At 45.0% G+C, this 25,499-nt stretch carries 14 protein-coding genes and 2 pseudogenes; 8 read left to right on the top strand and 8 right to left on the bottom strand.

The genetic code is table 11. The annotated features are described in order from the left end of the window. Positions 1 to 1,362: 1,362 nt before the first annotated feature. From B0X70_RS25890 to B0X70_RS03230, 4 genes and pseudogenes are all read right to left on the bottom strand, one after another. Positions 1,363 to 7,830, bottom strand: a pseudogene (locus B0X70_RS25890) (beta strand repeat-containing protein); the annotation flags it as partial. Positions 7,831 to 7,924: 94 nt separating this feature from the next. Continuing rightward, positions 7,925 to 8,701: a two-partner secretion domain-containing protein gene (locus B0X70_RS03220; RefSeq protein WP_217471665.1), complete on the bottom strand. Its 777-nt coding sequence runs from the start codon at positions 8,699 to 8,701 to the stop codon at positions 7,925 to 7,927. Positions 8,702 to 8,760: 59 nt separating this feature from the next. Continuing rightward, positions 8,761 to 10,425 (bottom strand): ShlB/FhaC/HecB family hemolysin secretion/activation protein, encoded by a 1,665-nt coding sequence (locus tag B0X70_RS03225; RefSeq protein ID WP_217470866.1) that lies wholly within the window; start codon positions 10,423 to 10,425, stop codon positions 8,761 to 8,763. A gap of 468 nt (positions 10,426 to 10,893) precedes the next feature. Continuing rightward, positions 10,894 to 11,538 (bottom strand): YtjB family periplasmic protein, encoded by a 645-nt coding sequence (locus tag B0X70_RS03230; RefSeq protein WP_036812311.1) that lies wholly within the window; start codon positions 11,536 to 11,538, stop codon positions 10,894 to 10,896. Positions 11,539 to 11,653: 115 nt separating this feature from the next. On the opposite strand from B0X70_RS03230, the gene serB reads away from it, so the two are divergent. The 4 genes from serB (at position 11,654) to B0X70_RS03250 (ending at position 16,707) form a co-directional block, all read left to right on the top strand. Beyond that, positions 11,654 to 12,631, top strand: a complete 978-nt coding sequence (gene serB, locus B0X70_RS03235; RefSeq protein WP_036812309.1) for a phosphoserine phosphatase — start codon at positions 11,654 to 11,656, stop codon at positions 12,629 to 12,631. A gap of 22 nt (positions 12,632 to 12,653) precedes the next feature. Then, entirely contained in the window at positions 12,654 to 14,036 is a 1,383-nt protein-coding gene (gene radA / locus B0X70_RS03240) for a DNA repair protein RadA (RefSeq protein ID WP_036812308.1), read from the top strand. 13 nt (positions 14,037 to 14,049) lie between these two features. Beyond that, positions 14,050 to 15,285 carry a multifunctional transcriptional regulator/nicotinamide-nucleotide adenylyltransferase/ribosylnicotinamide kinase NadR gene (gene nadR / locus B0X70_RS03245; RefSeq protein WP_036777067.1) on the top strand — a complete coding sequence of 412 codons (1,236 nt, stop codon included), beginning with the start codon at positions 14,050 to 14,052 and terminating at the stop codon, positions 15,283 to 15,285. A gap of 675 nt (positions 15,286 to 15,960) precedes the next feature. Further along, positions 15,961 to 16,707 carry an ABC transporter ATP-binding protein gene (locus B0X70_RS03250; RefSeq protein WP_036812306.1) on the top strand — a complete coding sequence of 249 codons (747 nt, stop codon included), beginning with the start codon at positions 15,961 to 15,963 and terminating at the stop codon, positions 16,705 to 16,707. A 38-nt stretch (positions 16,708 to 16,745) separates the two neighbouring features. Here B0X70_RS03250 and ettA read toward each other — a convergent pair whose 3' ends face one another. Then, entirely contained in the window at positions 16,746 to 18,413 is a 1,668-nt protein-coding gene (gene ettA / locus B0X70_RS03255) for an energy-dependent translational throttle protein EttA (protein WP_036812304.1), read from the bottom strand. A 371-nt stretch (positions 18,414 to 18,784) separates the two neighbouring features. Between ettA and sltY the strand changes: the two are divergent. Then, positions 18,785 to 20,700 (top strand): annotated as a pseudogene (sltY, locus tag B0X70_RS03260) (murein transglycosylase). 59 nt (positions 20,701 to 20,759) lie between these two features. After that, positions 20,760 to 21,080, top strand: a complete 321-nt coding sequence (gene trpR / locus B0X70_RS03265) for a trp operon repressor (protein WP_011144939.1) — start codon at positions 20,760 to 20,762, stop codon at positions 21,078 to 21,080. A gap of 35 nt (positions 21,081 to 21,115) precedes the next feature. Here the strand turns inward: trpR and yjjX are convergent, their stop codons facing one another. Continuing rightward, complete coding sequence (gene yjjX / locus B0X70_RS03270) at positions 21,116 to 21,646, bottom strand: inosine/xanthosine triphosphatase (RefSeq protein ID WP_036777059.1); 531 nt, start codon at positions 21,644 to 21,646, stop codon at positions 21,116 to 21,118. Positions 21,647 to 21,700: 54 nt separating this feature from the next. On the opposite strand from yjjX, the gene gpmB reads away from it, so the two are divergent. Further along, the gene (gpmB, locus tag B0X70_RS03275) at positions 21,701 to 22,348 is read left to right on the top strand and encodes a 2,3-diphosphoglycerate-dependent phosphoglycerate mutase GpmB (protein WP_217470868.1); all 648 of its coding nucleotides are present in this window, start codon (positions 21,701 to 21,703) and stop codon (positions 22,346 to 22,348) included. Here gpmB and robA read toward each other — a convergent pair. Next, a complete protein-coding gene (gene robA, locus B0X70_RS03280; protein WP_036777055.1) occupies positions 22,345 to 23,220 on the bottom strand; it encodes an MDR efflux pump AcrAB transcriptional activator RobA in 876 nt (291 codons plus the stop codon). The genes gpmB and robA overlap by 4 nt on opposite strands. 381 nt (positions 23,221 to 23,601) lie before the next feature. Between robA and creA the strand changes: the two genes are divergently transcribed. Beyond that, positions 23,602 to 24,087 (top strand): protein CreA, encoded by a 486-nt coding sequence (creA, locus tag B0X70_RS03285; protein WP_036777052.1) that lies wholly within the window; start codon positions 23,602 to 23,604, stop codon positions 24,085 to 24,087. A 73-nt stretch (positions 24,088 to 24,160) separates the two neighbouring features. Here creA and arcA read toward each other — a convergent pair whose 3' ends face one another. After that, complete coding sequence (gene arcA, locus B0X70_RS03290; RefSeq protein WP_036777051.1) at positions 24,161 to 24,877, bottom strand: two-component system response regulator ArcA; 717 nt, start codon at positions 24,875 to 24,877, stop codon at positions 24,161 to 24,163. Between the last annotated feature and the right edge of the window lie 622 nt (positions 24,878 to 25,499).

Genomic DNA, 25,499 nt, shown 5'->3' on the forward strand with positions numbered 1-25,499 from the left:
TCTTTTACTCTTTCTCAGTCGACGTTTTTTCTTTTTAGGGTACCAGCGGATTTCACTGCCTGCATCTGCGGTGATACGTTCGCCTTTAGTGGCGTTATTGTGTAATTCGTCAATGTCACCCCCTAGTATTCCACCCGCTACGATCTGGCTGTCGTTATTGGTCAGCATCGTGCTATTGATGGTCATATTACCGCCGGCCAGAATCTTACCTGGGTCGCTCTCTTTTATCTGGGTCTCTGTAACGGTTCGGGTATACTGATACTCGTAAAATTCATTATCTCTGCTGCCGTCCGGCATAATGGCATCGCGTATGCCATATCTGTTTCGATAGGAGGTGTCCACCTGTGACCAGTCATAGCGGGTGGTGTGACCACTGAGTACCGCTTCATGATGTTGAGATTTTTCTGTTTCAACGATCTGGGTGACCAGACCTTTATTGGTATTTTTGATAATAGCGGCATCAATCCTTAGGTTACCTCCGGCATCAATGGTTGCCGCGTTGTTGTCGAGCATCCCGGCTTGACTGGTAGCAGTCAGGTTCTCATCCAGTTGTCCACCAATGCGCATGTCACCCACGCTGTAAATCAGGGCATGGTCACTGTTGTTGAGGGTCCCGGTGCCGATATCTAGTCGATCTCTAGCGGCAATGACGGCGGCTTTGCCATCTTTTGCTGTGTTATTGAGAGTGCCACTCTTGAGGGCTATTTGGTCACCGTAAATACGTCCGGTTCCGGTGTTGTCCAGTACTTTGTTGGCGGTGAGATGGGTCAGTTCGCCGTCAATTAACCCGGTGTTGGTCAGCGTGTTTCGGACGTTGACTTCGGTTTGCTTGGCCCTGATTTCCGCAGCTTGGGTGTTGGTGAGATTTAGGGCTTCCAGGTACGCCTGTTCGGCTTTAATTTTGCTGTCATTGATAATGTTGCCGTCGGTTTCCAAAGACAGCTTGCCATCGGCGGCGATGTTGCCGGTGTTGTGGAAGTCTTGTTTTAATTTCACCTCTATATCGCCCTGCGATAAGATTTGACCGTCACCGCTCAAGGCGTTGGCTTTAATTTTGACCTTTTCACTCCCAGTCAGTGTGCCTTGCTGGTTATTCACCGTCAGTTTCTGGGTTTTATCTTCGATGGTGAATTGTCTTCCACCGGAGATTAGCCCTTGTTCGTTTTTTAGAGACTGATTAATGATAGCTTGCAGACGGTTGGCTCCCTGTAATGTTCCCTGGGTGTTATCCACCTGTTGAGCTTCAATTATCAGGTCTTGAGCTTCGGTACCTTGGTCAGGGTGATTAGTCTCCCGGTTAATGAGTTCTGCTGTTTTTAGTGTCAGTTGTTGGTCACTGTGGATAAGGCCGCCGGTATTGTTCGTTTGTTTCGACGCGTTAATCGTCGCGTCACCTATGGCTTTGACCTGTCCGCGACGGTTGTCGAGCTGTAGGGTATTCAGGCTCATGGTGTCTGCTGACAACAGTTTACCGTCTTGGTTATCCGTATCGGCTTGCCCTGTGTCGATGGTGAGTTTTTTACCCTGAATGTGTCCGTGTTGGTTATTCAGTTTGCCACTGGTCACGGTGGTGTTGTCATCGCCAATAATACGGCCATGCTGGTTGTCCAGTAGCTGCCCGTTTGTGTCAATATTGACGGTTTTTGCTGACTTCAATGAGCCATTGTTGTTAATAAGCGTCTGGCTATGAATCTCCAGTCCACTGTTACCAGCAATCAGTCCTTTTTTATTGGTAAGGGTTGTACTGGTAATCTTAGTTTTGCCATCCGCGGCGATAAAACCAGCGTCGTTGTTGAACTCACTGATATCCAGTGTCAAATCTCCGCGAGCAGAGAATTTGCCTGATTTATCTTTGTCGCCGGTATTATTCAGGCGTTTGCCTTGAGTGTTGAGGTTCAGGTTGCCATCAGAATGGATCGTGCCTTGCTGGTTATTAAATGCTTGGGTAATCAGCTTTATCTGTTGGGTGCCAACAATGGTGTCTTGGAGATTATTTACGGTTGCGATTTTGCGATTGGTAATCGTACCAGCCTGATTATGTAAATCACCGCTGGTAATTAACATGTCGTCCTGGCTGCGGATACCGCCCTGATCACCACTGTTTTTATTAGTCAGTGAATGACCGTGTGTATCGAGAGTAAGTTTACCTGCGGATTGCAACAGGCCGCCGCTGTTGTCAGTTTGGTTCACTGATAATGTCAGCGCATCTTTTTCGCTGATGAGTGTTCCGCCTTGGTTTTTCAGTTCACCGCCGGTAACTGTTGTTGCTCCTGTACCGATGATTGCACCATCCTGATTGTCGATTTCACCGGTGGTCAGTGTCATAGTTCCTTTACTGATAACGCCTTTGGTCTTACCGCTTTTGGCGTTGGTCAGTTTCTCTCCGTGAGTATCTAGCGTCATGTTGCCGCCAGACTTTATTAGTCCACCGGTACTGTCTAACTTGCCGCTATCGAGTTGTAGGTTTTTCTTACTGACTATAGTGCCGGTTAGATTGCTTAATGTCTGTTGATGAGAATTGATGTGAGTTTCATCGCCACGGATATATCCGAGATCATTGATGAGTTCACCTGTAATCAGTTTTAGGCTATCCAGTGCGAGGATTCCGTTAAGTTTTCCGCTATCGGTATTCGTCAGTTTCTGCTGTTGGGTATCCAGTTTCAGACTGGCTGAGGATTGTATCAGCCCACGTTGGTTGTTGACTGCTTGTGTTGTCAGATCAGCTTTTCCTTTCGAGAGGATTTTACCATCAGTGTTGTTGAGGTTTTGGCTAGTTAGCGTGGTTTCACCTTGTGCATCTATCAGGCCAGCGATGTTATCAATTTCACCGGTTTCCAGTGTCAGATCACTGCCGCTGCGTATGCCGAGGTCATTTCCGCTTTGTGCATTAATCAGCTTTTGGCCGTGGGTGTTGAGTGAAAGAGTTGTTTTGGATTGCAGCAAACCACTCGTGTTATTCAGTTCACCGGTATTCATGGTGAGTTGTTGATTCTGGCTGACCATTTTACCGCTGGTATTATCAACGGTGCTTGTTGATGTCACGTTGAGCTGCTTATCGGCGATGACTCTTCCCTGTTGGTTATCGATGGTGCCCGCGGTTATTGTCAACTCTCCCTTGCTTGAGATCCCCTGTTTAGGCTGGCTGTTGCGGTTGGTTATTTTGCCTTGTTTCCCATCTAGAGTCAGGTTTTTATCCGCATGGATCCAGCCAGCTTTGTTATTGATGCCTTGAGCGGTCAGCTTGACATTGCCTGCACCGATTATGCCCCCGGTCTCGCCGCTGTTGAGGTTAGTCAGTAGCTCACCTTGTGTATCGAGTGTCAGATCACCCGCAGATTTCAACAGGCCGCCGCTGTTATCGGTTTTTTTCACGGTCAAGGTGAGTGCGCTGGTTTCACTGGCGAGAGTTCCGCCTTGGTTTTTTAGTTCACCACCGGTAACGATGGTTGTTCCTGTACCTTTGATAAAACCATCTTGGTTGTCGATTTCACCGGTGGTCAGCGTCATGGTTCCTTTACTGATAACGCCTTTGGTCTCACCGCTTTTGGCGTTGGTCAGTTTTTCTCCATGCGTGTTCAGAGTCATATCGCCGGTGGATTCTATTCTTCCGCTTGTACTATTGAGTTCTCCGCTATCGAGCTGTAGGTTTTTCTTACTGAATATGGTGCCAGCCACGTTGTTTAGTGCTTGCTGGTGAGTGTTAATGCGGGTTTCGTTACCACGAATATCGCCGTGGTCATTGATCAGTTTGCCGGTAGCCAGTTCTAAAGCATCTTCCGCGACGATCTTACCGCCAGTGCTGATCAGTTCATGCTGTTGTGTATCTAATTTCAGACTGGCTGAGGATTGTATCAGCCCACGTTGGTTGTTGACTGCTTGTGTTGTCAGATCGGCTTTTCCCTTTGAGAGGATTTTACCGTCAGTGTTGTTGAGGTTTTGGCTAGTTAGCGTGGTTTCGCCTTGTGAATCTATCTTGCCGGCGGTGTTATCAATTTCACCGGCTTCCAGAGTCAGGTCACTGCCGCTGAGTATGCCGAGGTCATTCCCGCTTTGTGTATTAGTCAGTTTTTGGCCGTGAGTGTTGAGTGAAAGAGTTGTTTTGGATTGCAGCAAACCACTCGTGTTATTCAGTTCACCGGTATTCATGGTGAGTTGTTGATGCTGGCTGAGCATTTTGCCGCTGGTATTATCAACGGCTCCTGTTGATGTCACGTTGAGCTGCTTATCGGCGATGACTCTTCCCTGCTGGTTATCGATGGTGCCCGCGGTTATTGCCAACTCTCCCTGGCTTGAGATCCCCTGTTTAGGCTGGCTGTTGCGGTTGGTTATTTTGCCTTGTTTCCCATCTAGAGTTAGGTTTTTATCCGCATGGATCCAGCCAGCTTTGTTATTGATGCCTTGAGCGGTCAGCTTGACATTGCCTGCACCGATTATGCCCCCGGTCTCGCCGCTGTTGAGGTTAGTCAGTAGCTCACCTTGTGTATCGAGTGTCAGATCACCCGCAGATTTCAACAGGCCGCCGCTGTTATCGGTTTTTTTCACGGTCAATGTGAGTGCGCTGGTTTCACTGGCGAGGGTCCCGCCTTGGTTTTTCAGTTCACCGCCGGTTACGGTTGTTGTTCCTGTACCTTTGATAAAACCATCTTGGTTGTTGATCTCGCCAGTGGTAAGGGTCATTGTCCCTTTACTGAAAACACCACCAGTTTTACTGCTTTTAGCGGTGATCAGTTTTTCTCCGTGTGTGTCCAGCGTCATATCACCGGCGGACTCTATTCTCCCGCCGGTACTGTTGAGTTTTCCGCTATCGAGTTTTAGGTTTTTCTTACTGGTTATGGTGCCAGCCACGTTATGTAGCGCTTGCTGATGAGTGTTAATGTGGGTTTGATCGCCACGGATAGATCCGCGGTCATTGATCAATTTACCGGTAGCCAGTTCCAAGTCATTTTCCGCGATGATCCTGCCGCCGGTGCTAGTCAGTTCATGCTGTTGTGTATCTAATTTCAGACTGGTTGCGGATTGTATCTGTCCACTTTGGTTGTTGACCGCTTGTGTTGTCAGATCGGCTTTTTTCCGCGAGAGGATTTTACCGCCGGTGTTGTTGAGGTTTTGGCTAGTTAGCGTGGTTTCACCTTGTGCATCTATCAGGCCAGCGGTGTTATCAATTTCACCGGCTTCCAGTGTCAGATCACTGCCGCTGCGGATACCACTTTTTTCTCCGCTCTGTGCGTTAGTCAGTTTCTGGCCTTGGGTGTTGAGCGACAGGGTTGTGCCGGATTTCAACAGGCCGCCGGTATTGTCAACTGTCCCGGATGTCACGGTGAGTTGTTTATCAGCTTCTACAGATCCTTGATGGTTATCAATAGCGCTTGCCGTCAGCGTCAAGTCTCCTGAGCTACGGATACCTTGATTAGGCTGGCTGTCGCGGTTGGTTATGGTTCCTTTCTGCCCGTCAAGGATCAGGTTTTTTCCCGCATGGATTAGGCCAGCATCGTTGTTAACGCCTTGGGTCGTCAGCTTCATGTTGCCTATGCTGATTATGCCCCGGTCTTTGCCACTGTTGGTGTTGGTTAGTAGCCCTCCCCGCGTATTCAGTGTCAGATCACCCGCGGATTGCAGTAGTCCACCGCTGTTGTCAGTTTTGTTTACCGTTAATGTCAGGGGGCCGGTTTTGCTGACAAGTTTTCCTCGTTGGTTGTGGAGGTTTCTACCCGTTATCGTTGTCGTCCCTGTTCCAGTGATAGTGCCATCGTGGTTGTCGATCTCGCCTGTGGTTAAGGTCAGTGTTCCCTCGCTGATAACGCCACCGGTATCACCGCTTTTGGCGGTGGTCAGTTTTTCTCCGTGCGTGTCCAGTATCATATCGCCGGTAGATTCTATTTTCCCGCCTGTACTATTGAGTTCTCCGCTATCGAGTTTTAGGTTTTTCTTACTGGATATGGCGCCACTTTGGTTGCTCAGTGCTTGTTGATGGGTATCAATGTTGATGCCATGACCAAGGATAACGCCTGCGTCATTAGTCAGTTTACCGCTGGAAATGCGTAATGAGTCTTTGGCAATGATACCGCCAGTTTTGCCACTGTCGGTATTGGTCAGAGTTTGGTTTTGGGTATCCAGCAACAGGCTTGACTCTGATTGGATCTGTCCACGAGTGTTATTTAATGCCTGTGTGGTCAATTCCGCCATCTGTTGTGATAAGAGTTGACCATCGGTATTGTCAACGCTACCGGCGTTAAGGGTGGTTTTTCCTTTAGCGGAAATAATGCCGGCGGTGTTGTTGATATCCCCGGTACGGAGTTCCAGATTGCCTTTGCTTAATATGGTGCCTTTTTGAGTCTCTTTTTTGTCACCATTTTTAGTGTCTTTCGTGTTAGTCAGTTTCTGCCCATGAGTATTGACTATCATGTCACTGCCAGATTGTAACAAACCAGACGTGTTATCCAGCTCACCGCTGTTTAGGGTGAGTTTTTCTTGGGCAATGACTTGTCCTGCGGTGTTGGTGAATTTATGTCCTTTGGTTTGGCTGTCTATCTGCTGAGCCAGTAATGATCCTTGATGGTTATTTAACGCCTGACTTTTTGTGGTGAGCGTCGTTTTGGCTTCGATTCGTCCGTCAACGTTTTCAATGTTTTTCCCAATGATCAGTTCTGTGCTGCCACCGGTTGCAGCGATTTTGCCCCGGCTGTTATCAAGCTGTGTTGCTGTGAGTTGGATATCTTGACCGGCTTCTAGCTGTCCATCTTGGTTATTCAGAGCGTCATCAACAGTCAGTTCCAAGGCGCCTTGTTTGGCTGCTATGATTTTGCCTTTGCTGTTATCCAAGGTGGCGGCATCGATTTTCAGGTTGCCATTACCTTTAATCTCGCCATTTTGGTTATTCAGAGTCTTGGCAGTAAGGGACATTCTGTCCTTACCCTGTTGCTGCATTACTCCACTCTGATGGCTTAATGTGTCTGTTGTTATTGTAATCTTGTCGGCGGTAGTGACTGCTTTTTTGTTCAGTTGCAGGTTGTGGGCTTGTACATCCAGTTCACCATTGGAGAGCAGTTTGCCTCCGTCACCTAGCCACTGATGGGTGTTGAGTGACAGTTTACCTTTACCGGCGAGTTGAATTGTCCCTCCTTCCGTGTTGTCCGCTTTCTCGTGGACGATTAGGTTCAGATCATTCCCGTTATTGGCGATTTTTCCATGACTGTTGTCCAGATTTCTTGTGGTGATAGCCAGTCGTTTCCCTTCATTGAGAATGGTCCCGCTGTGGTTATTCAGTGTTTGGGTGTTCAGTACCAGCTCGCCGTTGCCGGTTTGATTAATTTTCCCCTGCTTGTTGGATAAGTCTGGAGTAGTTAAGTTGATTTCTCGTGCTACCAGTGTGCCGCCGTCATTGTTAAATAGGCTTGGTGTTTTGGCTGTAAAGCGGTCAGCGGTGACTGTAGCGTTGGCGGTGCTAATCTCTTGCTGACTGGCAGTGAGTTGAATGTTGTTGGCAGAAGTTTGGCTGCCGCTGAGATCAATCTTTTTACTCTGTACTTCCAGAGTATTGGTTGCCAGATTTTTTCCATTGGCCTGAATTTGCTGTTTGGCGGTCAGTGTCAGCGATCCGGGCAGCGTGGCTTTCCCTTTATCATCAATTCCGGCGGCCAGAATACTGCCTTTGGCGCTCTGTATCGACTCCGCTTTGATTGTGGTGTTACTTCGTGCAGCGATTGTGCCACTGTTCTCAATCTGTCCATCAACCGTGATACGGACGTCACCGGCGGTTGCTCCGATGTGGCCGGCGTTACGTACCCCTACGCCAAACTCGGTACCCACCAGCACGATTTTATTGGCGTACATGCCACCGAGTGCGGCTACGTCCAGCGTAAATGATGGATTCTTGCTGCCGTCAGCAGTTTTTTTCTCAATATTCTGGTGAGCTGCATCAACAATATTACGTCCGGTTGTGATTTTTAGATCTTTCGCGTGCAGTTTGCCGTTGATTACCACCGAGCGGGCAATAATTTCGGTTGTAATTTTGTTGTGAGCTGTCCAGTCCCAGGTCTTCAATGCGTACTTCTCCCCGCTCAATATCAAAGCCTTTCAGCCGGCCTTGTTCCATCATGACCTGTCCCGTGGTGAGTGTTGCGCGATGGGCGTTAATGAATCCACAACCGTTGCAGGTGATACCGGCCGGGTTGGCAATAATAACGTCGGCTTTTTGTCCGGCGACTTCTATCCAGCCATTGAGTTTGCTGGTGTTAATGCTGTTCACTTCATTGAGAATAATTTTGGCTTCTGCTTTGGCGAGCCACGGATTTCCTGCCACCATGCCGCCCAGCTGAGTTTGGACAGCATCGTGACTGTTGTTAAGAATGACGCCTCGTTTATCAATATCAAATTGGGTGTAGGTATTATGCGAGATACCCGCGGCGTTAGGGGTTTGAATATCGATTTGTGGCGTACCGTTCGCACTGTTCAGGATAGTCGGCTGCTGATTACCCGGCGCTTGTCCGTCGGCCACAATATTTGCTTGCGTTGTTAGGGAGATGCAGCCAGTGGCTAACAATAAACTGAGTCTTAACGCCGTTAACCGGCACAGGCATTGTGATGATTGCCGACGACTACGGCGGCGTACCGTACTACCTTGCCCGGAGGTGGCAATATCAGACACGACCATCAGCATGTTCCGGGCTTTGTTAAAGATAATACGATACAGATGCTTGTTCATTGTTTTTCTCCACTAACACTTTTTATCTGTGATAACTTTGGCTGCGTTGTTATTTTGAATTAGTACTGCCAGTACAAACTGAATCCGGTGGTGACTGATGAGGTTTGAAAGCCATCCGGTTTGGATAGCGGGATACCGGCAAACAGGTCATAGCTCACGCCTTTAAGACTGCCGCGATAGCCTAGAATGCCGCCTGCCAGATGTTTTCCCAGACGTTGCTCATTTCCCGGCCCGCCGATTTCGCCATAATCCATGCCCAAATACAGGGATTGACCATTCAGTGGGGTTTGCCATTCCAATTCATTACGGCTGTACCAACCATGATCTCCATTTAGCGTGCGTTCGCCGTCAAATCCGCGTACGGTCCAGCGGTTGCCGATTGAAAATTGATCCTGTGGCGTCAATGGCCTGGAGCTTATTTGGCGCAGGTACTGGGTTTTGTAGATGAATGGTTGAGAAAATAGGGTAAATGGTGCAGAAAGTGCCGCAGAAAACTGGGTTGTTTTAAGTAGGGCGGTTGCTGTACCGCGGACCTCTTCTTGTGCGGGTTGAGCCCCAAACCAGCGTGTTCCCTGTTGGTAAGTCACTCCGGTATCCACGGTTGCACTACCGATGTAGTGACGATGAGATAATCCTAATTTCCAGCCAGCCGTTTCCCGGCGCTGTACATCGATTTCTAGGTCATTAATGAAACTCTTGGATGTACGACGATAAATTTCGCCGTTAACCACAGTTTTCTGACTGGCGTTACGATGCAGGATTCGGCTGAGTTGGACATTCAGGTTTTTGCTTTCACCGCTGTATTTGTTGTCTTTACTTGGCCTGGCAACCTTTTGGTTGTAATCGTAATTACTGGCGGTGATGCCGGCCATCCAGTATCCCACCGGTAGGGAGTAGTGGATGGTGTAGTTTTTGCTGCTGCGGCCAGAAGGGGAGTGAATATCGCGCCCACCAGAGATATAAAATAGATCACTCAACGCGAGGGGATTATCCAGATATAAAGTTAACCCGCCTTGATAACGCCCGGTACTTTTAGAACCAGAATCATCCAGATAGGAGGCTAGCCGCCAATGTCTTGACTGACGCCAGTCCAGTACGATATCGCTTTCTCCTAACTGCTCATTCGGTACAATTTCCATGTTGGCTTGAACGGTAGGAAAACGTTGTAAATTTTCTAATCCCTGTTCGATATCCCGTAAATCAAGCAATTTTCCTTCACGGGGAGGGAATGTGGTTATCCGTTGGATATAATTGCCGCTTTCAGCGGTATAGCGAATATGTCCAACTTTTCCCGGTAAAATCATCAGCTTTAATGTCTTGGAATTAAGATTCTGACTGGGAGCTAATACTCTGCTAGTAACATAGCCATGATTAATTAATCGGTTTTGTATCCGAGTCATTAATATATTAATCCCTTGGGTACCCAGGCAGTGATTTTCTCCCTGTTGAGCTAAGCGTTTTAAAGGTAACCAGTGAGGAAAATGTTCGGTGCCTTCAAGAACGACACGCGTAATAGGAAAACAGGGCGTATCGACGGGAAATTCAGAAGGTACTGCTGTTTCAGGAACAGACAGACGAATATCCTCTGGCGGCGGTGCTAATTGAGCCTCTAGGGCTTTCTGCCGTTCCTGTTGATGAATAAGTTGTTGATCTGAAATTTCGGCGGCTTTAACACCGGTAGTAATAAAAAGAAAGCTAGTGAAAATAATGACTTTTTTTTGCATTATCCTTTTGCATCCCGCACGCATCATATAATTTTTGGGGCGCTATTAGTCATGAATTTGACTTAACAATCAATATGTGGATTTACGTACTGATATTATTGAGAAATACGGCTTGTTTTAAAATTATAATAAAAAACAACTAGATGTGTTTTTGTTGAAAAATGAGAAAGAATGGAAAATGCTTTATTAATTAATGAGTTATATGGATAATGTTAGATATTTATAATTTAATTTTATATATTGATAAATATGTGATGTGCATCACTAAGAATATTGTTATTTAATTGTGGTTAAAGTAACGGTTGAAATTATTTTTTTTCGGTATTGAGTGAATGGTGAATATTGTTTTCTCTGGATTATTTATTAATTGTCGGATATTTGTTTCTTGGCAAATATGCGAATGGGTTAAATTATTGGTGATTGTCATAATTAATCACCAAGGTGAAATAATGATTTAACGAAAAGTTTTTACTCTGATTTCTCCTCTTTTTCACTTGATTTGCTGTTGGCTGTCAGTAAATAAGGCGATTGCTGCCAGCGGCTTGGGGCTAATTGCAATAGGTTATGTGCCAGAATAAAACCAATTGCTAAAGCGAGTAAAATCATGATCCGAAGTAAGTTAGTCGTGTTATCCACCTGCTTGGACTCTGTTGCCAGTTTGTGGGTATCCAGTGTCAGGCGTAGAAAACCTTTTGGCTCCTCTTTTCCCGGAATGGGAGTGACTATCTGGTAGTTAAAATAGCTGCCGGCTTTTTTACCATCCAAAGATAGACGATCCCGCACCGAGACGTCCTCTCCGCTATGAGCAACTTGTGTTCCATTGTTAAGATAGACACTGGCATCAAGTATGCGGCTGTTTGTCGTTAGATGATACAAATTAGCCTGTATTCGCTCATTATTAAGATCTTTGCTGCCACTCTCCATATAATCAGATAAGCTGAATGCGACTTGTTTTGCCAAGGTTTTTGCCAATTCCTCAAATTGATCCATCTGGGCTTGTTGGTGAGAACGGCTAAAATAAGAAACGCCCTGCATTAGAAATACTAATAAAGCAATGCAAATCAATATAATAGCTGTTTTATGCAGTCGGAATTTTAATTTAGCTTTGATCATCGTTATCTCTTCCAAGCTTTGGCCAACGCCATGTTGCCAGATGCAGTACAGAGAGGATAGTTTGAAGCGCAATTTTTTGCTGTTAAATCATGTGGGATTACAGGAGTAGGGATTAATGTCTAATAACCTGGCTTATCACTATTTGCCGGAAGAGGTCCATAAGTGGCCGGGATTACCACTTTCGTTAAGTGGCGAAGAAGTTATGCCATTGGATTACCGGGCTGGTGACAGTGGCTGGTTGATATATGGTCGTGGCCTGGATAAACAACGTATCAGTAATTTTCAGCATCGGCTCGGCGCCGCTATTGTTATCGTCTCTTCATGGCGCATTGATGATTATCAGGTTGTACGTATTGCCGGGAATTTGACTACGCGTATTAAGCGGCTAGCCGATGAATGTCGGTTGGATGTAGTTCCGTTGGGGCAGATCCCAAGGTTGCGGTCACCGGGTTTGCTGGTGATGGATATGGATTCAACGGCAATTCAAATTGAATGTATTGATGAAATAGCCCGTTTGGCTGGCGTAGGTGATAAAGTCGCTGAAATTACCGAGCGAGCGATGCAAGGAGAGTTGGATTTTTCTGATAGTTTGCGGGAACGAGTTGCTCAGTTGGCAGGGGCTGATGCTGATATTCTGCGGCAGGTTGTCGAAAATTTACCACTTATGCCGGGGCTGACCAGTTTGGTGCGTAAGTTGCAATCCCTTGATTGGCATGTGGCAATCGCGTCGGGTGGTTTTACCTATTTTGCTGACCATTTACGTCAAAATTTACGTTTGATGGCTGCGGTAGCCAATCAGTTAGAAGTAAAAAATGGCAAGTTGACAGGTAAGGTTATCGGGCCAATTGTTGATGCTAAATATAAGGCTGCTACATTGGTGAAGTTGGCGAAAAAACTGGATATCCCATTGGAACAGACTGTCGCGATTGGTGATGGCGCTAATGATTTGAAGATGATCCGCAAAGCAGGGTTAGGTATCGCTTACCATGCTAAACCGAAAGTTTATGCACAGTCGAAAGTGACCATCCGTCATGCTGATCTCATGGGAGTATTGTGTGTGTTAAGTTGCGGTCTCAAACACGAAGAGCGTTAATAGGGTCTTTTAGGAGTGCAAAGTGGCTAAAGCAGCAAAGCGGGCATTTGTTTGTAATGAGTGTGGAGCGGATTATCCGCGTTGGCAGGGGCAATGTAGTGCGTGTCATGCCTGGAATACCATTACTGAGGTGCGCTTAGCCGCAGCACCTTCCTCCCGTAATGAGCGGTTCAGTGGTTATGCGGGAGATGCTGGTGTCAACAGGGTTCAGAAATTATCAGAGATTAGTCTGGAAGAACTTCCTCGTTTTTCTACCGGATTTAAAGAGTTCGATCGGGTGCTTGGCGGCGGGGTTGTTCCCGGTAGCGCGATTCTGATCGGCGGTAATCCGGGAGCCGGGAAAAGTACCTTGTTGTTGCAGACGATGTGTCAGTTGTCTGCGCAGATGAAAACTTTATATGTCACCGGGGAGGAGTCGTTACAGCAGGTTGCAATGCGTGCGCACCGGTTGGGGTTGCCGGCTGATAATCTGAATATGTTGTCAGAAACCAGCATTGAACAAATTTGTCTGATTGCGGAGCAGGAGCAGCCAAAGTTGATGGTGATTGACTCCATTCAGGTGATGCATATGGCGGACATCCAATCTTCGCCGGGGAGTGTCGCTCAGGTGAGAGAGACCGCCGCTTATCTGACTCGGTTTGCTAAGACTCGCGGTGTTGCCATTGTTATGGTTGGTCATGTGACCAAAGATGGTTCGTTGGCGGGGCCGAAAGTGTTGGAACACTGTATTGATTGCTCTGTGATGCTTGATGGTGAAGCGGATTCCCGCTTTCGCACTTTACGTAGTCATAAAAACCGTTTTGGGGCGGTTAATGAGCTTGGCGTATTCGCCATGACAGAACAAGGGTTGCGTGAAGTGAGTAACCCATCAGCGATTTTCCTGAGTCGTGGCGATGAAGTTACCGCGGGCAGTTCTGTCATGGTGGTGTGGGAAGGGACTCGTCCGCTGTTGGTAGAGATTCAGGCGCTGGTGGATCATTCCATGATGACTAATCCGCGGCGCGTGGCTGTGGGGTTGGAGCAAAACCGGCTGGCTATTCTGTTGGCGGTTCTTCATCGTCACGGAGGTTTGCAAATGTCCGATCAGGATGTGTTTGTGAATGTGGTGGGGGGCGTTAAGGTCGCGGAAACTAGCGCGGATCTCGCTTTACTGCTCTCTTTAGTCTCCAGTTTTCGGGATAGGCCGTTACCCCGTGATTTAGTTGTATTTGGCGAAGTCGGGTTGGCAGGAGAAATCCGCCCTGTTCCCAGTGGGCAGGAACGCATATCCGAAGCCGCTAAACATGGTTTTAAACGGGCGATAGTGCCTTATGCCAATATGCCAAAAAAAGCGCTGCCAGAGATGCAAGTTTTTGGTGTGAAAAAGTTGGCGGATGCGTTATCTGTTATGGATGATTTTGATTAAACAGGGAGGAGATATGGGCCAATTTGACTACCTTAAAGAAGCGATTAAACAGACTGGTTATACGTTGCAACAGGTTGCCGATGCAAGTGGTATGACCAAAGGCTATCTCAGTCAATTAATTAATGACAAAATTAAAAGTCCCAGCGCTCAAAAACTGGCTGCTCTCCATCACTATCTGAGGTTGCAATATCCTGTACAAAATAAAACTGTCGGTGTGGTATTCGGCAAGTTCTATCCATTGCATACCGGGCATATCTATCTAATTCAACGGGCCTGTAGTCAGGTGGATGAGCTGCATATTATTCTTTGCCATGATGAGCCGAGAGATCGGGAGCTGTTTATAAGCAGTTCTATGTCTCAGCAACCCACGGTGAGTGATCGTCTGCGCTGGTTGCTGCAAACGTTTAAATATCAGAAAAATATTCATATTCACTCTTTTGATGAACAGGGAATTGAACCCTATCCACATGGTTGGGGTGTGTGGAGTGAAGGAATGAAAGCCTTTATGGCAAAAAAAGGCATTAATCCAACTTATATATATTCCAGTGAAACTCAGGATGCTTGCCGATATAAAGAGCATTTAGGAATTGAGACAATTCTTATCGATCCACAACGCTCATTTATGAAAATCAGTGGTCGGCATATTCGCCAGGACCCATTCCGCCATTGGGAATATATTCCTACGGAAGTGAAACCTTTTTTTGTTCGTACCGTAGCGATTCTTGGTGGAGAATCCAGTGGTAAGTCTACGTTAGTTAACAAATTGGCAAATATTTTTAATACGACAAGCGCTTGGGAATATGGTCGTGATTATGTTTTTTCTCATCTGGGGGGCGATGAGATGGCGCTGCAATATTCGGACTATGACAAGATTGCATTAGGACAAGCCCAGTATATTGATTTTGCCGTAAAATATGCGAATAAAGTTGCATTTATAGATACCGATTTTGTCACTACCCAAGCATTCTGTAAGCGATATGAAGGACGTGAACATCCGTTTGTTCAGGCATTAATTGATGAATATCGATTTGATTTGGTCATTCTACTGGAAAACAACACCCCTTGGGTTGCTGATGGTTTGCGTAGTCTTGGCAGCGAACAGGATCGTAAAGAGTTCCAGCAACTGTTGGAGGATATGCTGAAAAGTAATAATATTGAATATGTCAATGTGGATTCACCTGATTATGATCAGCGTTTCCTACGTTGTATTGAACTTATTCAGCAACTTTTAGCGGCTAATCCTAAATGACACGCTAGTTGAATCGTTTGTAATTAGATTTATATATAATATTTTATATGATAAATTAATAAATATATATCCAATCACAATATGCATTGTGGATGGATATTTTTATTTCCTGTAAGTAATAAAATATATAACAGCTATTAATATTTTTGATACTTCTATTGATTATTTATTTCTTGAATAAAAACAAAATTAATAATTAAATACTTCCCGGTTGATTTATAAATAAAAGTTTTTGAATTTTTGATTGGTTGGAGAATAAGAGAGGGTTGATCTTTTTATTAATAATTTAATGTTAGATGTGTAGCTGTTATTATGATGATTAAATATTAATTTTAACATGTTGTTATGATATTAAGGTGTTTTTATCTATAAAAAATTATTTGTCTGATGTTATTTTTTTATTTGTACTAACAAGATAGTCGCCTATTGTTAATGAATGGTTGGTAGGAATGGGTTGCTCTTGTTTAGTAAAATTTTGATTTTAGCATGCAGATAGTCATTTGAAATAGTCACTGGTAGAAATATTGATATACTTTCAATTGAGATATTTCTTATATGATTTTCCCTCGTTTGTGTAATCTTATAATGATGAATATCTGTATTTTTACGGATTGCTCTGGCTGTAAGAGTTACTGATAATGCCAGATTTCTTACACTATTAATTATGCTGAGATAATGAATTTGAATCAAATCGCTACGATTGAAGCCATTGATATTTCATATGGTTTTTCGAAAAGTAAAGCTAACCAGAAAATGATTTCAGACATCACTCTTTCTATTTTTCCAGGTGAATTTACTTTGATTAATGGGGATCTCTGTTCAGGAAAAAGTACTTTGCTGGCAATGATTTCTGGGTTATTGCCTCTCGACGGAGGAAAAATATTAATTGCTGATAATGAATTGGGGAGGATGAATAACTTCGAGTTAGATAGATTTCATTTGATAAATTGTGGTTTTATCTTTCAAAGAATTAATTTATCTAATGAACTTACGGTCTTGGATAATTTGCTATTATCTCTTTCTTGTGGAATCACGACTTCTCATCAGGAAGCAACAGTCAGGGCAACCAAGGCACTGAATATTGTTGGCTTGAAACACAAGAAAGATATATATCCCAAGGAATTACGTGATAATGAAAAACAACGGGTGGCAATAGCCAGCGCCATTGTGAAAAGTCCTCGGTATTTGTTTGCTGACGAGCCAACCCGTTATCTTGATAATTATGACTGCCAAATAGCGATTGATATCTTAAATTTTATTGCTCATAACCAAAGAGGTACGGTTGTTGTGGCTTCACAGGATAATAGGCTTATCAAGCATGCAGATCGTATTATTACATTGAAAGAAGGAAAGATTATCCATGACACGTATCTTACACATAGCATAATGAATAAAACTATGAGTTTATATCTAAATAATTGAGCGGAAAACGGCCTGTTGCCAGGCCATTTTCAATATGATTATTTGCTGATTTTCTTATATTTAATGCGATGCGGTTCCAGTGCTTCTGCTCCGAGAGTCCGCTTCTTATAGTCTTCGTATTCACTAAAGTTACCTTCAAAGAAAGTGACTTTACCTTCATCTTGATAATCAATGATGTGGGTTGCGATACGATCAAGGAACCAACGATCGTGGGAAATAACCATCGCACAACCTGGGAATTCCAGTAAGGCGTTTTCCAGTGCGCGCAAGGTTTCAATGTCCAGGTCGTTGGTTGGTTCGTCGAGCAACAGCATGTTACCGCCAACTTGCAGTAGTTTAGCCAGATGCAGCCGTCCTCTTTCGCCACCAGACAGCTCACCGACACGTTTGCCTTGATCAACGCCTTTGAAGTTAAAACGGCCAACATAGGCGCGACTTGGCAGCTCGAAGTTACCTATACGCATGATATCCTGACCACCGGAAATCTCTTCCCAAACGGTTTTCTTATCATCCATGTTGTCACGGAACTGATCGACAGAAGCGAGTTTGACGGTTTCACCTAACGTGATAGCGCCGGAATCGGGCTGTTCTTGGTTGGAGATCATACGGAACAGGGTAGATTTACCGGCGCCGTTAGGCCCGATAATCCCAACAATCGCCCCTTTTGGCAGAGAGAAGCTCAGATTATCAATCAGAACCCGGTCGCCATAGGATTTGGTTAGATTTTCCACTTCCAGAACTTTGTCGCCCAGGCGTGGCCCAGGTGGAATAAACAGTTCGCTGGTTTCGTTACGTTTCTGGTATTCAACGCTATTTAATTCTTCAAAACGGGCCAGACGTGCTTTACCTTTTGCCTGACGGCCTTTCGGATTTTGGCGAACCCATTCCAGCTCTTTCTCAATGGATTTACGACGCGCGGCTTCTGTTGCGGCTTCTTGAGCCAGACGAGCATCTTTCTGTTCCAGCCAGGAAGAGTAGTTACCTTCCCACGGAATACCTTCACCACGGTCAAGTTCCAGAATCCAACCGGCAACGTTATCAAGGAAGTAGCGGTCGTGGGTAATGGCGACAACAGTACCTTCGTAATCGTGCAGGAAGCGCTCCAGCCAGGCGACAGATTCGGCGTCAAGGTGGTTCGTGGGCTCGTCCAGTAGCAGCATATCGGGTTTTTCCAGCAGTAAGCGGCAGAGTGCCACACGGCGGCGCTCCCCTCCGGACAGATGCTCGATTTTTGCATCCCACGGCGGCAAACGCAGGGCATCAGCGGCGCGTTCAAGCTGGTTATCAAGGTTATGGCCGTCGTGGGACTGAATAATCGCTTCCAGTTCACCTTGTTCTTTAGCCAGTTTGTCAAAATCAGCGTCAGGATCAGCATAGGCTGCGTAGACTTCATCCAAACGAGTCAGCGCGTGTTTTACCTCGCTAACCGCTTCTTCCACGGCTTCGCGGACAGTGTGCTCAAGGTTTAATTTAGGCTCCTGTGGTAGATAGCCAATTTTAATTCCTGGTTGTGGGCGAGCTTCCCCTTCGATATCTTTATCGATGCCAGCCATAATGCGCAGTAAGGTCGATTTACCGGCGCCATTTAGGCCAAGAACACCAATTTTTGCTCCCGGAAAGAAACTCAAGGAGATATTTTTCAGAATATGACGTTTCGGGGGAACAATTTTACCGACCCGATGCATGGTGTAGACGTATTGAGCCACGTTGCTATAAGCCTCGCTATCTCTGATGGTGATAATGCCTGTTTTGCGAAGCAAGTCGCATGGACAGGGCGCGTTGATGCCTGATTATATCTGTTTAGGTTATTGATGTTCATCTGAACACGATTTGTCACAGTTTACCCGATTTAAGTCAATAAACTCTATAACCCAATTGCTCGAATAAAATGATCCTGGCTTGAGTTTGTTAAGGTAAATCAATTTATTGGATGAAAAACTTACCCTCTCTAAATATAGAGTTAAGTGTTTCATCATATGGTAAATTAATGTGGTAATCGGTGGTAATTATATTATTATGCTGTTTATACATTCGTAATATTAACCTATTTGATTTGATCTCCGGAAGGAGCGTGATAATGGCTAAGTGGCAATACCTTGCGGTAGCTATAGGGTTGGTTTTATCTCTATATCAGCAAGCGCTGATTCTCTGGAAAATCAGCGGCAGAGATATCAGCAAATTAAACAAGCGTGGAATGTTGGCGATAAGGCTGAAATCGCGAGGCTGATGCCAACGTTGAAAGACTATCCGCTTTATCCTTATCTGCAATACCGGGAGCTGACTCAGGATCTGTCACTTGCTACATCAACGCAGATCCGTGATTTTATGGATCGTCATCCTAATCTGCCTCCCGCACGTTCTTTATCATCTCGTTTTATCAATGAGCTTGCACGCCGCGAAGATTGGCGCGAGGTATTGGCGTTCACTCCTGCCGCACCGAAATCTATTACCGCCCGCTGTCATTACTATTTTGCTAAATGGGCTACGGGCGAGGAACAGGTTGCCTGGCAGGGAGCGAAAGAGGTTTGGTTGAATGGTCGTTCTTTGCCAGCCAGTTGCGATAAATTATTTGATGTTTGGCAGCAAACCGGCCATTTATCAACGAAACTGATATTACAGCGTATTCGCCTGGCGTTAAAAGCGGGGAATACGTCACTGGTCAGTTACCTCGCTAAACAATTGCCACAGGGATACAAAAGTATCGGTGAGGGCCTGATTAAATTGCAGGATGATCCTGCGACTGTAGCGGATTTTGCTAATCATACCGGGCCGACTGATTTTACTCGTGTCGCCACTTTAGCGGCTTTCTCGCGTTTTGCACGTCAAGATCCGGAACAGGCAAGAGCGATCATCCCATCAATTGTCAGAGTGCAAAAGATGAATGCAAGTGAACGTCAGCGATTAAAAGAGATTGTTGCTTGGCAGTTAATGGGCGATGTGAGCGATGAACAAGAGAAGTGGCGTGATGATGCGATTCGCGAGAGCCAATCTGTTGCATTGCTTGAGCGTCGTGTTCGTTTGGCGTTGGGTCGTGCAGATGAGCGTGGTGTGGCTCAATGGATAAAATTGCTACCGTTAGAGAAGCAGAGCAAAGAAGAATGGCGTTATTGGCAAGCTAACATTCTATTGGCGCAGGGTAATAAAAGCGAAGGTGAGGCGATATTGCGTAAGCTGACAGAAGGCCGTGGTTTTTATCCAATGGTTGCTGCGCAGAAACTGAATGTCAGCTATCCGCTGGTGATAAATCGCGCAAAAAAGCCAGATGCTGCTATTGCTTTAATACCCGAAGTACAGAGAGTGAGAGAACTACTATATTGGCAAATGGATAATCTTGCTCGCATAGAGTGGAGCTACCTGGTCGCCAGCCAAGATAAATTAAAACAACAGCAACTGGCGCGTTATGCTTTCGATCAAAAATGGGCGGCTCTGAGTGTACAGGCGACAATAGCTGGAAAAATGTGGGACTACCTTGAAGAACGTTTTCCATTGGCATGGCTGCGGGAATTTAGTCATTTCACTGCGAATAAAGGCATTTCTCAAAGTTATGCGATGGCGATAGCCCGTCAGGAAAGTGCCTGGAATCCGCAGGCCAGTTCGCCAGTCGGGGCCATTGGGTTAATGCAGGTGATGCCAAAAACGGCGGAGGATACGGTTAAGCGAAATGGCATTCAAGGATATGTAAACAGTAGCCAACTTATAAACCCGCTGACGAATATCGAAATCGGTACTGCTTATCTTGAGTCAGTTTATCAGCGCTTTGGAAATAATCGGATACTTGCCAGCGCTGCCTATAATGCCGGACCAACTCGGGTAGAGCGCTGGTTATCTAACAGTGATGGGCGACTGGATGCGATAGCTTTTATTGACAGCATTCCATTTTCTGAAACCCGCAATTATGTCAAAAATGTTTTGGTTTATGATCTCTTCTACAGTCATTTCATGGGTAAGTCATCAAATATGCTGACTAACGCGGAGTGGCAAAGGCGTTATTGATTTATGGCAAACTATGTTATGCTGCTGTACTAGTTAAATAGTATGATGACTGATTGATTATGACGACGAATCATCTGACAGACCCGGCACTTTCGCCGCAAGATCATGAAGATTGGCAATGTTTCGTGACATTACTCCAACAGGCTTTTGCTGAAAATCTACAGCATCCGATTTTACAGTTATTATTGACGCCAGATGAACGGACAGCGCTGGCTACCAGGGTACGAATCATCAAAGAGTTGATGAGTGGAAAAATGAGTCAACGTGAGCTGAAAAATGAACTTGGAGTGGGTATTGCGACGATTACGCGCGGCTCTAATAGCCTGAAATTTGCCTCAAACGATGTGAAGGCTTGGTTGGAACAGCAACTACTAAAATAGCAGGCCGCCGACTGCGGCCTATGGTGAACGCCTGTTTAACGGGCGTTCAGTTCTTTATAAATTTCATGATGTACCGGCACCAAAGCGAGTATCAGAGCTTGGTGGTACACACTGGTACGAGTCAGGATGCCATCAGTAAAAAAGCCAATCGCCCCATCTTTCTGCTTGATGTTATTGATGCCTGTAAGGTAAGCCATTTCATGGCCTAATTCCCGACCTTCTCGAATGCCATCAAGAATTTTTTCTGGCAGCATTAAACTGGCTGAACGAGATTCTCCGCGAATTTGCTGATATTCCACCACCATCCAGGCAAAGGTCATATCGTCTTCAATACCCGCTTCCACACCGACCCAAAAGTCTGCTTCAGGACGAACTTGTCTGGCAGCCATGACACGCTGACGGGCGCCAGTACGGGTTTCTGTGTTACCAATAGGTTGTTGTGGGACGCTACTGTCTACATTGATATCTTCGATCCGATAAGTACCTGGCCCAAAAACATCATCAAAGGCGAGACTAATGGCTTTAATTTTTGCAGGGTTGGTGGTTGCGGCAATAACGTGATACATAATAGATGAGTTATCCTTTGAACGAGTATTTACGCAGTATAACGGAAAATGAAAATGTTACAGGTATATCTTGTTCGGCATGGGGAGTCCGAATGGAATGCGGCACATCGTATTCAGGGACAATCTGACAGCCCTTTGACCGAAACAGGCGAACATCAAGCCAGATTAGTGGCGCAAAGAGTAAAATCTGAAAGTATTACCCATATTATTACCAGCGATCTTGGACGGACACGTCGAACGGCAGAGATCATTGCTGAGGTTTGTGGTTGTGAAATTATTCTGGAGCCACGTTTGCGCGAATTGCACATGGGGGTGCTGGAACGCAGAAATATTGATTCCTTGACCTCGGAAGAGGAGAACTGGCGTAAGAAAGTCCTTGATGGCACGCCAGGGGGACGTATCCCCGAAGGCGAATCAATGGATGAACTCGCTGTGCGTATGAGAGCTGCGCTGGAAAGCTGCCGTAAGTTGCCGGTTGGTAGCCGGCCGTTGTTAGTCAGTCATGGCATCGCTTTGGGATGTTTGGTTAGCACCATACTGGGATTGCCCGCGCATGCTGAACGTCGTCTTCGCCTGCGAAATTGCTCTCTGTCCAGAGTGGATTATCAACAAAGTCCGTGGCTGGCGTCAGGCTGGATTGTAGAAACGGCAGGCGATATCACACATCTGGATACGCCCGCACTGGATGAATTACAACGTTAATGCTGGATAGGAATGAGATACTGAAATTCGATGATATGGTTCGCCGCTTCCTTATCCCTATCATTGGTATTGGTAAGGTAATATCGTTCGATATCGTATCCTTTCCTACGCGTCAGGTTTAGCATTGGCAGGCAAATACCGTAGACGGTAAACAGGAAATCCTGTAAGCCATCTTTGGTGCCGTAGTAACTAAATGAGACGTATTCTCCAGCCGGTAATGTAACAGGTTGGCTGCCTGCCACATCAAACTGGGCATATTGGGGTTCTACCGCCGTTGTGTACAACACGGTTTGTTCATCTTCTTTTTCTGGATTGGGAGTCGCATGATGAAGGCCATAAAGTACAGGAGGTAACACTTCTGCATTTTGCAGATAATATGTCCAGAAATTGTGTCGCATTTCAGTACAAAAACTGGACCATTGTTCCAGCGTATAAGAACAGGTCTGTTCTATACCAACCAGTGGCTGTTCCTCCAGTGTGAGATAGGTTGCTTCGGGAATATACCTTTTATCCAGCAATATGGGCGGGCAAATACCCGTGGCGCACCACTCCTCACTGAGACGATAAAGTGCAGGTGTTTTATTAAATTGTTTTTTAAATGCGCGAGTGAAAGTTTGTTGGGAGTCAAACTGGTACTGTAAAGCAATATCCAGAATAGGGCGGCTGGTTAAACGTAAAGCAACGGCTGCCCGTGATAACCTTCTGGCACGGATATAGGAGCCAATAGCCTGGCCGGTAATGTCTTTAAACATACGTTGCAGGTGCCATTTAGAGTAACCTGCTTTAGCTGCAACATTATTGAGTGATAACGGTTGGTCTAAATGATTATCTAGCCAACGTAATAAATCACGAATGATGCCGGTTTGATCCATACATCTCCTTAGTCGTTAAGACCAGAAAGAACAATATAAGAACCTATACTACTAGGCTATTTTGTTTGCCATTTGAACAGGCCCACAGAGTAAGTAAAACGAATCATTCCTATGTATTGCATATCTGTTTTGGTATCTGTGTGCTGTTGGTGTTCATAATTTATTGACAAGCGTGGCATTCAACAATAACTCTACTGGATATAAGCACTAAGTGTAAAACAAGTCTTATATTTACAATAGGATACTTATTCGTATTATTATTTCACTCATTACTTTGTGAAATTATTCTAATAAGTAATTATTGTTATTAGAGGGTATTACCGACTATTTGGTATATTGGTGGTGAAATTTTACGCTGAATTAATTAAGGCACGAGACTATATGTTAAAAATCATAAAGATACTAGTAACGACAACATTGTTGTTCATACCTGTGGCGACTCAGGCAGAAGAGATTGGTTCGGTAGACACTGTTTTCAAATTTATCGGGCCTGATCACAAAATTGTCGTGGAAGCGTTTGATGATCCTGATGTTAAAAATGTGACTTGCTACCTGAGCAGGGCAAAGACAGGCGGAATAAAAGGGGGTTTAGGGCTTGCGGAAGATACTTCTGATGCGGCGATTTCTTGTCAGCAGGTTGGGGAGATTGAACTAGCAGACAAGATTAAAAAGAGCGGCAAAAAAGGTCAGGTGGTTTTCCAGAAACGAACTTCACTGGTGTTTAAAAAGCTTCAAGTTGTCCGCTTCTATGATGCAAACCGTAATGCATTAGTCTATCTGACATATTCCGATAAGATGATCGACGGTTCACCGAAGAATGCGATCAGTGCTGTACCGATTATGCCGTGGAAGACGGTAGAAAATTGAGGGGCAGGATGGGGTCCCACAGGGATGTCCCATCCTGTCATTTTTAGAGGCTTACTGACACTGACAGTTCAAGTTATGCTTCCAAATCACCACAGAAACGATAGCCTTCACCGTGAATGGTGGCGATAATTTCCATCGTATCTGGCGTTGATTCGAAATGTTTACGGATGCGACGAATCGTTACATCAACGGTACGGTCATGAGGTTTCAATTCACGACCTGTCATTTTTCTCAGTAAATCTGCGCGTGTTTGGATTTTGCCTGGATTTTCACAGAAATGAAGCATGGCGCGGAACTCGCTACGTGGCAATTTATACTGCTCTCCCGCCGGGCTGATCAGAGAACGGCTATTGATATCTAATTCCCAACCATTGAATTTATAACTCTCAACCTGGCGACGTTCCTCGCTGACATTACTCAGATTCATGGTACGAGAAAGCAGGTTGCGGGCGCGAATAGTTAATTCACGCGGATTAAATGGTTTGGTGATGTAATCATCAGCACCAATTTCCAAGCCAAGGATTTTGTCTACTTCATTATCACGGCCGGTCAGGAACATCAGGGCGACATTTGCTTGCTCACGCAGTTCGCGGGCAAGTAACAAGCCATTTTTGCCTGGAAGGTTAATGTCCATAATCACCAAGTTAATGTCATTGTTTGACAGAATGTGGTGCATCTCTGAACCATCAGTGGCTTCATAAACTATGTACCCTTCAGCTTCGAAAATGCTTTTTAGGGTATTGCGAGTGACAATTTCGTCTTCAACAATCAAAATGTGCGGGGTTTGCATGGTTGCTACCTAGAATCGCTTAAAAATAAATCAGAATGATTCAAACTACTCTTATCTCAGGATATTTACTGGTTATTATTTGTCATCACTGAAATTATAGCTTAAATCAGTAATAACATTTATTGATATGTTTTACACTGAAAGTAAAAGTTGCTTTTCCTTTGGTGGGTATATACCCAAAAAACTGGTTAAACAGTGTTATGTTAGTCCATTAACAGCAATATAACAGCTTGCAATGCATTTACCATCTAAAAAAACTACCTTTTATTGACGTACATCAAAATTGATTGTAGCACGTTAATATTATTTATATTGGTTATTTTATACCTTGTATTCTGTCATGCAAATGACAAATTTCTGTTAACGCACAGAGTGGTTTTGTACGGAAAATAATCTCTTTTGAGTTTGGCAGTGAACAAAAATAGCTGATTTTTACGAAAAGATAAAATATATTGTTAATTTTGTTAAAAATGGATTTAACAACTAAAAAATTGGCTTCAACGAGAAATATTTGTTTGTCTTGATGACCATGAGATGAATTATTCCAGTACTAAAAATATCGAAAAAATAAGATTGTTTAGAGAAAATGTTTGACTTTGTGCACAGATTCATTTAACCAATA

The sequence above is a fragment of the Photorhabdus akhurstii genome (genome assembly GCF_019090985.1).
Lineage (GTDB): Bacteria > Pseudomonadota > Gammaproteobacteria > Enterobacterales > Enterobacteriaceae > Photorhabdus > Photorhabdus akhurstii.

Coding starts and splice junctions, on each gene's coding strand:
- B0X70_RS03230 (WP_036812311.1), bottom strand. CDS start 11,538: ATGATCAAAGCTAAATTAAAATTCCGACTGCATAAAACAGCTATTATA.
- trpR (WP_011144939.1), top strand. CDS start 20,760: ATGACGACGAATCATCTGACAGACCCGGCACTTTCGCCGCAAGATCAT.
- creA (WP_036777052.1), top strand. CDS start 23,602: ATGTTAAAAATCATAAAGATACTAGTAACGACAACATTGTTGTTCATA.
- serB (WP_036812309.1), top strand. CDS start 11,654: ATGTCTAATAACCTGGCTTATCACTATTTGCCGGAAGAGGTCCATAAG.
- robA (WP_036777055.1), bottom strand. CDS start 23,220: ATGGATCAAACCGGCATCATTCGTGATTTATTACGTTGGCTAGATAAT.
- nadR (WP_036777067.1), top strand. CDS start 14,050: ATGGGCCAATTTGACTACCTTAAAGAAGCGATTAAACAGACTGGTTAT.
- B0X70_RS03220 (WP_217471665.1), bottom strand. CDS start 8,701: ATGAACAAGCATCTGTATCGTATTATCTTTAACAAAGCCCGGAACATG.
- yjjX (WP_036777059.1), bottom strand. CDS start 21,646: ATGTATCACGTTATTGCCGCAACCACCAACCCTGCAAAAATTAAAGCC.
- gpmB (WP_217470868.1), top strand. CDS start 21,701: ATGTTACAGGTATATCTTGTTCGGCATGGGGAGTCCGAATGGAATGCG.
- B0X70_RS03225 (WP_217470866.1), bottom strand. CDS start 10,425: ATGCAAAAAAAAGTCATTATTTTCACTAGCTTTCTTTTTATTACTACC.
- B0X70_RS03250 (WP_036812306.1), top strand. CDS start 15,961: ATGAATTTGAATCAAATCGCTACGATTGAAGCCATTGATATTTCATAT.
- arcA (WP_036777051.1), bottom strand. CDS start 24,877: ATGCAAACCCCGCACATTTTGATTGTTGAAGACGAAATTGTCACTCGC.